Source organism: Pseudoalteromonas sp. B62, assembly GCF_037162565.1.
GTDB classification, from domain to species: domain Bacteria; phylum Pseudomonadota; class Gammaproteobacteria; order Enterobacterales; family Alteromonadaceae; genus Pseudoalteromonas; species Pseudoalteromonas fuliginea.
In genome coordinates, this window is record NZ_JARLVB010000002.1 from 1,270,231 (window position 1) to 1,283,010 (window position 12,780).

General features: G+C 42.7%; 6 protein-coding genes and 3 rRNA genes. 4 read left to right on the forward strand and 5 right to left on the reverse strand.

Annotated features, from left to right (window positions below):
• Positions 1-27: 27 nt before the first annotated feature.
• The 4 genes from rplQ (at position 28) to rrf (ending at position 6,489) form a co-directional block, all read left to right on the forward strand.
• Positions 28-429, forward strand: a complete 402-nt coding sequence (rplQ, locus tag P4S71_RS10345; protein ID WP_002959450.1) for a 50S ribosomal protein L17 — start codon at positions 28-30, stop codon at positions 427-429.
• Positions 430-1,443: 1,014 nt separating this feature from the next.
• Positions 1,444-2,979: ribosomal RNA gene (locus tag P4S71_RS10350) — 16S ribosomal RNA — on the forward strand.
• Positions 2,980-3,277: 298 nt separating this feature from the next.
• A 23S ribosomal RNA gene (locus P4S71_RS10355) occupies positions 3,278-6,168 on the forward strand.
• Between the two features lie 206 nt (positions 6,169-6,374).
• A 5S ribosomal RNA gene (gene rrf / locus P4S71_RS10360) occupies positions 6,375-6,489 on the forward strand.
• The 16S, 23S and 5S rRNA genes sit together here, the layout of an rRNA operon.
• A gap of 602 nt (positions 6,490-7,091) precedes the next feature.
• Here the strand turns inward: rrf and P4S71_RS10365 are convergent.
• From P4S71_RS10365 to P4S71_RS10385, 5 genes are all read right to left on the reverse strand, one after another.
• On the reverse strand, positions 7,092-7,397 hold the full coding sequence (locus P4S71_RS10365) for a PepSY domain-containing protein (protein WP_337150614.1): 306 nt from the start codon (positions 7,395-7,397) through the stop codon (positions 7,092-7,094).
• Between the two features lie 45 nt (positions 7,398-7,442).
• On the reverse strand, positions 7,443-8,198 hold the full coding sequence (istB, locus tag P4S71_RS10370; RefSeq protein WP_076923272.1) for an IS21-like element helper ATPase IstB: 756 nt from the start codon (positions 8,196-8,198) through the stop codon (positions 7,443-7,445).
• Positions 8,199-8,209: 11 nt separating this feature from the next.
• Positions 8,210-9,760, reverse strand: coding sequence for an IS21 family transposase (istA, locus tag P4S71_RS10375; RefSeq protein WP_337149780.1), 1,551 nt, complete (start codon positions 9,758-9,760; stop codon positions 8,210-8,212).
• A gap of 155 nt (positions 9,761-9,915) precedes the next feature.
• Positions 9,916-10,821, reverse strand: a complete 906-nt coding sequence (locus P4S71_RS10380; RefSeq protein WP_337150615.1) for a PepSY-associated TM helix domain-containing protein — start codon at positions 10,819-10,821, stop codon at positions 9,916-9,918.
• A gap of 167 nt (positions 10,822-10,988) precedes the next feature.
• Positions 10,989-12,527, reverse strand: a complete 1,539-nt coding sequence (locus P4S71_RS10385) for a phosphoenolpyruvate carboxykinase (RefSeq protein WP_337150616.1) — start codon at positions 12,525-12,527, stop codon at positions 10,989-10,991.
• Between the last annotated feature and the right edge of the window lie 253 nt (positions 12,528-12,780).

Consider the following 12,780-nt stretch of genomic DNA (forward strand, 5'->3'; position numbering starts at 1 on the left):
TATTAGTTTAGTTAGAAGGATAGGGTCATGCGCCATCGTAAGAGTGGTCGTCAATTAAACCGTAACAGTAGCCATCGTAAAGCGATGTTTAGCAATATGGCAGGTTCTTTGGTGAAACATGAAATCATCAAAACTACTTTGCCTAAAGCGAAAGAGTTACGTCGTGTAATTGAACCTTTAATCACACTGGCTAAGACTGACAGTGTAGCAAATCGCCGTTTAGCGTTTGCTCGCACGCGTGATAATGAAGTTGTTGGTAAATTATTCAGTGAAATCGGTCCGCGTAATGCAGATCGTCCAGGTGGTTACACTCGTATTCTTAAGTGTGGCTTCCGTACTGGTGATAATGCACCAATGGCTTATATTGAACTAGTTGGTCGCCCAGCGACTAGCGAAGCAGTTCAAGAAGACGCACAGTCTGCAGAGTAAGTCTTAAAGAAACCTAAAAGCCGAGCTTATGCTCGGCTTTTTCTTGCCTAAAATTTGTCAACCTATATGAATCAGTAATTATCTTCTATTATGGGTATCGACTCATAGATTCTGAATCGATAAGTTGTTTTGACAGCTGCTTTAATAGCTCTACCTAGTTACTCTTCACTTATCATTTATACAAAATAGCCTATTAGATTCTAGCTAAAGATCATTTCCACTATTTATAGGAGTGATTATAAGACATAACGTATTCTTTCTAATCTATACCGATACTATGAACTTCATCGTAAGGTTAAGTAAACTTACTTATTAAATATGTAAAACTATGGTTAAACATAGCCCAGTCAATTCAATTTTCAGCTTTTGACTAATTTAAGTGATTTTAGTTATACGACTCTTGCTCTATTGGCTAGCTTTTTTAGCATAGATGATGCAAATATATCTATACCCATAGGTGGTTGCCATAACTTTAATTTTAAATAGCTTTATAAACCGCTGGGTAGAGATGGTTTAGTTGTGTTTTTGAGCGTTTAGCTCAAATACTCAGCGAACAGCACATTATTTCAAGTTTTCTTCAAAAAAGGGTTGATCTGTTTTCGGATCTCCCTATAATGCGACCCCACTGAGACGGGAAACGCCGAAGCATAGCGAGGGACGAACTACTCAGAGAGTTAAATAAAACTTCGGTTTTAAATCTTCTAAAAAGAAAGTTTAAAACAAAGTATTGACTCGAAAAATAAAGGGTGTATTATTCGCACCCCTTGAGACGCTAAAGCGACTCAAAACGTTCTTTAACAATATAAAGCAATCATCTGTGTGGGCACTCGTACAGATTGAGTTCTAACAGCCAAGCTTAGTTCGCTAAGTAAGGCAAACAAATTAGAGTCTCAATTGAAAACTGAGTGACCAACAGAATAGTTATTTCGGTAATTATTCGGCACAGTCAATTCAATATCGAAAGATATTAAAAAATTCAGAATTCATTGAGCTGTCGAAAGACATAAAACTTTTTAATTGAAGAGTTTGATCATGGCTCAGATTGAACGCTGGCGGCAGGCCTAACACATGCAAGTCGAGCGGTAACAGAGAGTAGCTTGCTACTTTGCTGACGAGCGGCGGACGGGTGAGTAATGCTTGGGAACATGCCTTGAGGTGGGGGACAACAGTTGGAAACGACTGCTAATACCGCATAACGTCTACGGACCAAAGGGGGCTTCGGCTCTCGCCTTTAGATTGGCCCAAGTGGGATTAGCTAGTTGGTGAGGTAATGGCTCACCAAGGCGACGATCCCTAGCTGGTTTGAGAGGATGATCAGCCACACTGGGACTGAGACACGGCCCAGACTCCTACGGGAGGCAGCAGTGGGGAATATTGCACAATGGGCGCAAGCCTGATGCAGCCATGCCGCGTGTGTGAAGAAGGCCTTCGGGTTGTAAAGCACTTTCAGTCAGGAGGAAAGGTTAACAGTTAATACCTGCTAGCTGTGACGTTACTGACAGAAGAAGCACCGGCTAACTCCGTGCCAGCAGCCGCGGTAATACGGAGGGTGCGAGCGTTAATCGGAATTACTGGGCGTAAAGCGTACGCAGGCGGTTTGTTAAGCGAGATGTGAAAGCCCCGGGCTCAACCTGGGAACTGCATTTCGAACTGGCAAACTAGAGTGTGATAGAGGGTGGTAGAATTTCAGGTGTAGCGGTGAAATGCGTAGAGATCTGAAGGAATACCGATGGCGAAGGCAGCCACCTGGGTCAACACTGACGCTCATGTACGAAAGCGTGGGGAGCAAACGGGATTAGATACCCCGGTAGTCCACGCCGTAAACGATGTCTACTAGAAGCTCGGAGCCTCGGTTCTGTTTTTCAAAGCTAACGCATTAAGTAGACCGCCTGGGGAGTACGGCCGCAAGGTTAAAACTCAAATGAATTGACGGGGGCCCGCACAAGCGGTGGAGCATGTGGTTTAATTCGATGCAACGCGAAGAACCTTACCTACACTTGACATACAGAGAACTTACCAGAGATGGTTTGGTGCCTTCGGGAACTCTGATACAGGTGCTGCATGGCTGTCGTCAGCTCGTGTTGTGAGATGTTGGGTTAAGTCCCGCAACGAGCGCAACCCCTATCCTTAGTTGCTAGCAGGTAATGCTGAGAACTCTAAGGAGACTGCCGGTGATAAACCGGAGGAAGGTGGGGACGACGTCAAGTCATCATGGCCCTTACGTGTAGGGCTACACACGTGCTACAATGGCGCATACAGAGTGCTGCGAACCTGCGAAGGTAAGCGAATCACTTAAAGTGCGTCGTAGTCCGGATTGGAGTCTGCAACTCGACTCCATGAAGTCGGAATCGCTAGTAATCGCGTATCAGAATGACGCGGTGAATACGTTCCCGGGCCTTGTACACACCGCCCGTCACACCATGGGAGTGGGTTGCTCCAGAAGTAGATAGTCTAACCCTCGGGAGGACGTTTACCACGGAGTGATTCATGACTGGGGTGAAGTCGTAACAAGGTAGCCCTAGGGGAACCTGGGGCTGGATCACCTCCTTATACGATTTAGAACTTATTTGTTCGTAGTGTCCACACAGATGATTGTTAATTAGTGCTTGTTCTTCGGGATAACTAATTAATATGCTCTTTAAAAATTTGGAAAAGCTGATAATAAAATTCTGATGAATACATTGTATTTATCAAGAGTTTTCAAAAGTAAAAAAACAATGGTAGCAGTACCATTGAGTGCCATTTAGTTAACTCTTATGAGTTGATTGATTGGTATCTACTTTAGTATTCAATATTGACTTCTGGCGAAGTTAAACTGTCACAAAACAAAGACCCGTTTGGGTTGTATGGTTAAGTGACTAAGCGTACACGGTGGATGCCTTGGCAGTTGGAGGCGATGAAGGACGTATTAACTTGCGATAAGCCTAGTCAAGCTAGTAAAAAGCGCTTGAGACTAGGATTTCCGAATGGGGAAACCCACCTGCTTGCAGGTATCGTTAACTGAATACATAGGTTAACGAGGCGAACGCGGAGAACTGAAACATCTAAGTACCCGTAGGAAAAGAAATCAACCGAGATTCCGAAAGTAGCGGCGAGCGAAATCGGAACAGCCCTTAAGCTTATTATGTGTTAATGGAAGGCTGCTGGAAAGCGCCACGATACAGGGTGATAGTCCCGTACATGAAAAGACATTTTAAGTGAAATCGAGTAGGTCGGAGCACGTGAAACTTTGACTGAATATAGGTGGACCATCATCTAAGGCTAAATACTCCCAACTGACCGATAGTGAACCAGTACCGTGAGGGAAAGGCGAAAAGAACCCCTGTGAGGGGAGTGAAATAGAACCTGAAACCGTGTACGTACAAGCAGTAGGAGCCCACTTGTTGGGTGACTGCGTACCTTTTGTATAATGGGTCAGCGACTTATATTTTGTAGCGAGGTTAACCGAATAGGGTAGCCGTAGGGAAACCGAGTCTTAACTGGGCGAATAGTTGCAAGGTATAGACCCGAAACCCGGTGATCTAGCCATGGGCAGGTTGAAGGTTGAGTAACATCAACTGGAGGACCGAACCCACTAACGTTGAAAAGTTAGGGGATGACCTGTGGCTAGGAGTGAAAGGCTAATCAAACCGGGAGATAGCTGGTTCTCCCCGAAATCTATTTAGGTAGAGCCTCGGACGAATACTTACGGGGGTAGAGCACTGTTAAGGCTAGGGGGTCATCCCGACTTACCAACCCTTTGCAAACTCCGAATACCGTAAAGTAATATCCGGGAGACACACGGCGGGTGCTAACGTCCGTCGTGAAGAGGGAAACAACCCAGACCGCCAGCTAAGGTCCCAAAGTCATAGTTAAGTGGGAAACGATGTGGAAAGGCCCAGACAGCCAGGAGGTTGGCTTAGAAGCAGCCATCCTTTAAAGAAAGCGTAATAGCTCACTGGTCGAGTCGGTCTGCGCGGAAGATGTAACGGGGCTAAACTATGCACCGAAGCTGCGGATTCAGAATTTATTCTGAGTGGTAGGGGAGCGTTCTGTAAGCGGTTGAAGGTGTACCGGGAGGTATGCTGGACGTATCAGAAGTGCGAATGCTGACATGAGTAACGATAATGGGAGTGAAAAACTCCCACGCCGGAAGACCAAGGGTTCCTATCCCATGTTAATCAGGGTAGGGTAAGTCGACCCCTAAGGCGAGGCCGAAAGGCGTAGTCGATGGGAAACAGATTAATATTTCTGTACTCGATATAATTGCGATGGGGGGACGGAGCAGGCTAAGCAAGCATAGCGTTGGTAGTCTATGTGAAAGTGAGTAGGGCGTTTGTTTAGGTAAATCCGGACGAACATTAAACCTGAGACACGAGACGAGTCACTACGGTGATGAAGTTGCTGATGCCATACTTCCAGGAAAAGCCTCTAAGCTTCAGATTATATGGAATCGTACCCCAAACCGACACAGGTGGTCAGGTAGAGAATACTAAGGCGCTTGAGAGAACTCGGGTGAAGGAACTAGGCAAAATCGTACCGTAACTTCGGGAGAAGGTACGCTCCTATCTGTGATGAGACTTGCTCTCTAAGCGGACGGGAGCCGCAGTGACCAGGTGGCTGGGACTGTTTATTAAAAACACAGCACTGTGCAAAATCGCAAGATGACGTATACGGTGTGACACCTGCCCGGTGCCGGAAGGTTAATTGATGGGGTTATCCTTAGGGAGAAGCTCTTGATCGAAGCCCCGGTAAACGGCGGCCGTAACTATAACGGTCCTAAGGTAGCGAAATTCCTTGTCGGGTAAGTTCCGACCTGCACGAATGGTGTAACCATGGCCACGCTGTCTCCACCCGAGACTCAGTGAAATTGAAATCGCAGTGAAGATGCTGTGTACCCGCGGCTAGACGGAAAGACCCCGTGAACCTTTACTACAGCTTGGCACTGAACATTGAACCTACATGTGTAGGATAGGTGGGAGACTTTGAAGATGAGACGCTAGTTTTGTTGGAGTCAACCTTGAAATACCACCCTTGTAGTTTTGATGTTCTAACGTTGGCCCCTGAATCGGGGTTACGGACAGTGCCTGGTGGGTAGTTTGACTGGGGCGGTCTCCTCCTAAAGAGTAACGGAGGAGCACGAAGGTTGGCTAAGTACGGTCGGACATCGTACGGTTAGTGTAATGGTAGAAGCCAGCTTAACTGCGAGACAGACACGTCGAGCAGGTACGAAAGTAGGTCATAGTGATCCGGTGGTTCTGAATGGAAGGGCCATCGCTCAACGGATAAAAGGTACTCCGGGGATAACAGGCTGATACCGCCCAAGAGTTCATATCGACGGCGGTGTTTGGCACCTCGATGTCGGCTCATCACATCCTGGGGCTGAAGTCGGTCCCAAGGGTATGGCTGTTCGCCATTTAAAGTGGTACGCGAGCTGGGTTTAGAACGTCGTGAGACAGTTCGGTCCCTATCTGCCGTGGGCGTTTGAGAATTGAGAGGGGTTGCTCCTAGTACGAGAGGACCGGAGTGAACGAACCGCTGGTGTTCGGGTTGTCATGCCAATGGCATTGCCCGGTAGCTACGTTCGGAACTGATAAGCGCTGAAAGCATCTAAGCGCGAAGCAGGCCTCGAGATGAGTTCTCACTAGACTTTTAAAGTCTCTGAAGGGCCGTTGAAGACTACAACGTTGATAGGCAAGATGTGGAAGTGGTGTGAGCCATTAAGCTAACTTGTACTAATTACCCGTGAGGCTTAACCATACAACGCCAAACGCGTTTTATGCGACAGTTTAGACAGAAGTTAATATAACTAAAGTAGACATTACTTAGAAAGACTTAAAAAATATTATCAGATATTTTCCAAATTCAAGAGGTGACTCTTAGCGCGTAGCGTTAACATTGAGGCACCTTGCGCAAAGAAAATGGTAGCACTACGTGCTTGTCATTAATTCTTTGCACCATATTTGCTTGGTGACAATAGCGTTTTGGACCCACCTGACTCCATGCCGAACTCAGTAGTGAAACGAAACAGCGCCGATGATAGTGTAGCATTTGCTATGTGAAAGTAGGACATTACCAGGCTTCAAATTTTAGAGAGCCCGACTAGAAATAGTCGGGCTTTTTTACGTCTGCAGAAAAGTGAAATGCGGATAATTAACACACACTTACATCAACACCATCACGTAGGTCGGGCGAGCGTTGCGACTCCCGTAAAAAGCATAAAAAACCTTCGCTCAACAATGAGTGGTAGCATTTGTACTGTGGGTAAATAATACCAATTGGTTTAACATCTTACCTAATATAAAAGCTTTAACTATCTGGTCTTGTTATAAGTATTGAACATGACCTTTAAGCCTTTATATACGCTTTGTGTAGGTTAACTGAAGAGAATGAAAATAGTTAGGTAGAGATTGATACAGAGGTTTTACACATGAACTTAAATCTAAAGGGCATGATATTTAATAGTACTTATGGAGTGCCTGTGTAAACTAGCCACGTTATCTACCAGCATTCATTAATTGTTTTATAGCCAGATAGGCGGTTAGGGGCTGCTTTAATTTCATATGTACTGAGCGTTATTAATTTTTAATCCTAAGATTAACTAAGGCCATATACTTTATATTAAAAACTATCGATAAGACTTACTAAAAGTGTTTTGTGTACTCCTTAAACTAAAGTTTATTTTATATTCTCTTGGTTCTAATTAACCATCTATATATGCCAATAAAGAACAATGCTACAGATCCGAAGCCACTCAACACCCAAATGACTTTTAAAATGTTACCGCCAATGCTGCCGTCATGTAGAGGGTGTATCCAGTTTTTTATTTTACTAGCCGTACTTTGCTTATCTATATTAAACACGATCTCTAACTTTCCTGTAAGTGCATTAACCTCTATATAGCTATGTGGGAAGCGATACGAAGGATCGTCTACAGTTTGAAATCTAAATATGTGCGTATTCTCATTACTTTGATCACCGATTCTCATCAGCTTTGATCGCTTGATTTATCATTTTGTAGAGCCATTTTTAAATTAACTTAACTGATCATCATCAGTCAATTCATTTAACTGTTTTCGTATCGATTCTCCTTTTAAATTCAACTTAATTGCACCATGAATCAGCCTATCTAAAATAGCATCAGCATGCGTTGATTCACCGATCATTTGGTGCCAATTTTCCTGTGGTAACTGACTAATGATGATGTGTGATTTATAACCATATCTAGCATCGATTAATTCAAGTAAGTCACTTCGTTGCTGAGCACTGAGTGGCTCTAGCCCCCAATCGTCTAAAATAAGTAAGTCGTATTTAATGAGTTTACCCAATAATTTTCGATAACTGCCATCGGCCTGTGCTAGAAATAGACTTTCAAGTAATTCTTTTAATCGAATATAGAAGACACTTTTCCCTTGTAAACAGTGCTCGTGACCCAAGGCACACGCGAGGTAGGTTTTGCCACAGCCTGTGGCGCCTGTAATTAATATATTCTGATGTAAACTCAGCCAGGTGCTTTGGCTGAGGCTACGTATTTGTGCTTTATCTAGATTGCGCTTCGGCGAGTAAATGAGTTGATTTAACTGACCCGGTACGCGGAATTTTGCTTGTCGCACTAGTCGCTCTATTTTTCTTTGGTCACGCGTATCAATTTCATGCGTTAGCAATAAACTGACGCGCTCTATAAAGCTTTGTTCTTGATATAGGTTTGGCTGTTCAAGCTGCTGCTTGAGTGCTTGCTTTATACCCGATAACTTGAGCAGTTGAAGTTGCTGATTAATTGTTTCTATCATGTTTGCATTCCTTAATGGTAGTAATCTGTGCCACGTATGTTGCTATGTGTAATTGGCTTTTCTGGCTCTGTTTGGAGTGTGGGTAATGGTTGTTGGTCTAACCCTTTTTGCAGCATTTGCTTAATAGATCTGAGTGTGGTCGTATTCATGCAAATTGCTCGGTAGCATGCTCGCTCGAGGCGTTCCTTTGAATACGTTTTAGCTAAACTTAACACCCCTAAACAAGTGCGATAAGCTTGCTCTGGATGACGTTTGCTATTAAGCAATAATTCAACGACTTGATGAGTATAATCACCGATACTCAATGCCCATGAGCGTAAATTTATCGGTGACTGCTCATGCTGTTTTTGATGCGCCTTTGGCATATGATGTGTCTGTGTCGTATGTCCGCCTAAACGGTTTGAGCGTGGATGCTGTGCTATTAAAGTACCGTCATAATAAAGCTGCACGAGTTGATTGGATATGTGTGCGCGTAATTGTTTTTTAACCCACAGATAAGGCACGCTGTAGTAATGTTTTTCTATTTCAACATGGTAATCAATATGCACACGCACTGTTTTGATTTGTGTATATTGATAGGGCTTTTCAGGCAATGGCTTTAATGCGTTTTTATCCACCATATCAAATAGCTGTTTACGTGATTGTTGATATTGCTTCATCACCTTATTGTTCATCATATCCAGTAGCTTTGCTATTTCATGATTGAGTTGCGCTAAGCTGTGGAAGGTTTGGTTACGTAAGCGTGCCATGATCCAACGCTCAACAATTTGTACGCCCACTTCAGCCTTCGATTTATCTTTGGGTTTATAAGGTCTAGCCGGAATGACAGCAACGTTAAAGTACTCGGCTAACTGGTAGTACGTCGGATTTAAATCAGGCTCGTAGCGACAGGTTTTACTGACAGCACTTCTGAGATTGTCGGGAATAACAACGTCAGGAACGCCGCCTAAAAATTCAAAGCAACGCGCATGACTCATTACCCAATCTTCAAGTTGCTGACTATACGTTGCTTCAGCATAGGTATAATTTGATGCACCTAGCACAGCAACGAATATCTGAGCAGTGCGTTTTTCCTGTGTCGTCGGACAAGTAATGGTAATTGTGGGACCACAATAATCCACAAACAGCTTTTCACCCCCTTTATGCTGCTGACGCATTGAGAGTCGTTGCGTACCTAACCATTGTTTATAAGCTCGGCAGAAGTGACTGTAGCTGTAATAAGACTCACCCATTTTTTCAAGTAACTCATCAAACACGAGCTGTAATGTTAGGTGTTTATGTTGTTTTAAGTCTTTATTGATATTTAACCAGTCAGGCGTTGGGTGTCTTTTTTTACGCGTTGAGAAGCGCTTGAGTTTGGTGTTGAAAAATGTATTTTGCTGTTTATCCTCAGGTATTGGCCATTGATTTAAGCCTAACTCATTGGCCTTTTTAAGGTAATTAGCCACAGTACCAGGTGAAATATTTAAACTTCTGGCAATCTCTCGATGGGATAATTGTGCTGAGTACTTCAGCCGTAAAATGGAATGTAATTTACTCATAGATATAGGTCTTGTTGTCATTGTTGTTATCCTCATCAAACGATTCAGATAACGGTTTAACACACCTACAAAAATGATAAAACGTGAACTCGGTTACGAGTGGTATTAAGCTTTGAACGGCAAAATCATTAAGAGCATAAAAGTGATCATTTACAAGTGATTTTAGTGATCAAAGCTTAATGAGAATAAGCGATCAAAGTTAATGCAATTGGGTGATCAAAGCAGGAGAGAATATGCAATATGTAAATAGCATTTAAGTTTGATGGTGTTTCAATCCAAGCTAAACGCGCACCGGGTAATGCTTTTTTAGCTATTAGTATCGCTTGCGATAAAGGAATATTAGATTGTTTACTCGGTTGTATTTGTGTTTTTGAAGGGGAGTTTATATCGCTAACTAAAGCGGTTAATATAGGATCTGTCTGCTTTGGAATAGCAAGCATAATCCCTGTAATCGTTAGAGCTAATAATGGGATGCACAAGCTTAAACCAATTAATTTATGCCAGTCATAAAGTAGGCCTATTTTAGAACTGCGACGTTTAAATTTTAACGATTTTATCCATTGACCTTTTTTTGGCCACCATGCTAATAACCCAGATATGAGAAGGATTAATGTGGCAATGCCTATATACCCCACAATTATAATGCCGGTACTTCCTGTGAGTAATGAAAAGTGCAGGTTATATAACCACGTAACAAAATAATCGCCCCAGTAATCTTTTCGAATTACTTTATATTTATCATTTGAGAGCCAAATCATTAAGGTTGCAAATTCACGATTTTGTGTTTCTACAGGGTTATAGTAACGAGCCGGTATGATTGAATTGTCATCTGTTACCTCAAGCCGCCAGGGCCCATACTTATCTGGAAAAGCCGTTTTTAAGTTTTTGTATGCCAAATCCCAGTCGACTTTGTCTGTATGCTTTATATTTACTTTAGTGAGGTTCAGTTGTGAATCTATTTGTGGGTAATATATTAATACTGAGCCAGATAATGCAATAACAGTGAGTAAAAATCCTATTGATAAACCTAAATAAAAGTGTAATCGTCTAAATATCTTTTGCCAAGAAAGCTTTGGAAGCATGAATAAAGTAGCCGTAATAAGTGAGTGTACTTAAACAATAATTATTAGGTATTTTATAGTGTTTTAGAGAAGAAAAGTGCGACATTTTGTCGCACTTCTTACAATGCATATTTAAAAAATAAAACGCCAGCTCAAGGCTGGCGTTAAAATACAATCTTAAAGTTTATTTAAGCTTTAGGTCCTGCATTTTTTATATCATCTGATACGTCGTACTTAGCAAAGTTCTCAGTGAAGTCTGCGGCAAGTTTTGCTGCATATTCATTGTATTTAGCTTTATCTTCCCACGTATTAATAGGGTTAAGTAAGTTTGTATCTACACCCGGAACGGCAACTGGCACATCTAGGTTTAAAACATCAATATGTTGAGTCTCAACGCCTGTTAATTTACCAGATACAATAGCATCAACTAAAGCGCGAGTCGTTGGAATATCAAAGCGCTTGCCTGTACCGTAAGGGCCGCCAGTCCAACCTGTATTCACAAGGTACACTTTAGTGCCAAACTCGCGTACACGCTTCATAAGAAGCTCAGCGTAAACACCAGCAGGGCGTGGGAAAAATGGTGCACCAAAACAGGTTGAGAATGTTGATTCAATATCGCTAGTAGAGCCAATCTCAGTTGAGCCAACTTTAGCTGTGTATCCACTTAAGAAGTGAAAAGCAGCCGCTTCTTCGCTAAGAACAGATACCGGTGGTAATACACCGCTTACATCACAGGTTAAAAATACAACTGCTTTTGGTTCGCCTGCGCGGTTTTCTACTTTACGTTTTTCAACGTGTTCAAGTGGGTATGCTGCACGGCTGTTTTGAGTAAGGCTTGTATCGTGAAAATCAGGAACGCCCTTCTCATCTAGCACTACATTCTCTAAAATAGTACCAAAGCGAATTGCATTCCAAATTACAGGTTCGTTCTTTTGTGACAGGTCGATACATTTAGCATAGCAACCGCCTTCAATATTAAACACGCTTCCAGGTGCCCAACCGTGTTCGTCATCACCAATTAAAAAGCGAGTAGGATCTGCTGAAAGAGTTGTTTTGCCCGTACCAGATAAACCGAAGAATAATGCTGTATCGCCTGCTTCACCAACGTTAGCAGAACAGTGCATTGGTAATACACCTTTTGCTGGTAGTAGGAAGTTTTGTACAGAAAACATCGATTTTTTCATTTCACCGGCGTAGCGCATACCTGCTAGTAATACTTTACGCTGTGCAAAGTTAATAATAACGGTGCCATCGCTATTTGTGCCATCACGTTCCGGCTCACATACAAACGAAGGAACGTTCATTACTTGCCATTGTGGTAAGTTTGAGGCGTTATAGTTTTGTGGTTCGATAAACATGTTTTTGGCAAAAATATGGTGCCACGCTGTTTCTGTAGTTACGACTACAGGTAAATAATGCTCAGGGTCAGCGCCAACTTCTAGGTGAGAGGTGAAGTGGTCATTACTTTGAACATGTGCTTCTACGCGAGCCCATAATGCGTCAAATTTTTCTGCATTAAATGGGCGGTTAACGTTGCCCCATTGAATGTCATCTTGAGTTGTCGCTTCTTGTACAATAAAACGATCTTTTGGTGAACGGCCAGTTCGTTTTCCTGTAATTGCAACAAAAGCACCATTTGCGGCTAAAGTACCTTCGCCACGGCGGATCGCATGCTCGACAAGTTCAGCTGCGGTTAAATCGACAAAACGTGTAGCGCCTGTAGTCATGTTTATACCTAACTATGTGTGAGAGTTTGAACGGATAGCTCTGGGGTTATCAGTGCCCTTAAACTGAAATTATAGTAACAGAAGGTTTTAAGATATTCGAGCCCGCAAAGCCCCTAAAAACACATATATTTAAGAAAAAACATGAATAATTTCAATGATACCGGTGTCATGAAATTAGCAGAAAATATGACACCGGTATCATCTTTTTATAATATAAAACCGCATATTTTGCGGCTTTAATTACTATATATAG

Coding starts and splice junctions, on each gene's coding strand:
- rplQ (WP_002959450.1), top strand. CDS start 28: ATGCGCCATCGTAAGAGTGGTCGTCAATTAAACCGTAACAGTAGCCAT.
- istA (WP_337149780.1), bottom strand. CDS start 9,760: ATGACAACAAGACCTATATCTATGAGTAAATTACATTCCATTTTACGG.
- P4S71_RS10385 (WP_337150616.1), bottom strand. CDS start 12,527: ATGACTACAGGCGCTACACGTTTTGTCGATTTAACCGCAGCTGAACTT.
- P4S71_RS10365 (WP_337150614.1), bottom strand. CDS start 7,397: ATGAGAATCGGTGATCAAAGTAATGAGAATACGCACATATTTAGATTT.
- istB (WP_076923272.1), bottom strand. CDS start 8,198: ATGATAGAAACAATTAATCAGCAACTTCAACTGCTCAAGTTATCGGGT.
- P4S71_RS10380 (WP_337150615.1), bottom strand. CDS start 10,821: ATGCTTCCAAAGCTTTCTTGGCAAAAGATATTTAGACGATTACACTTT.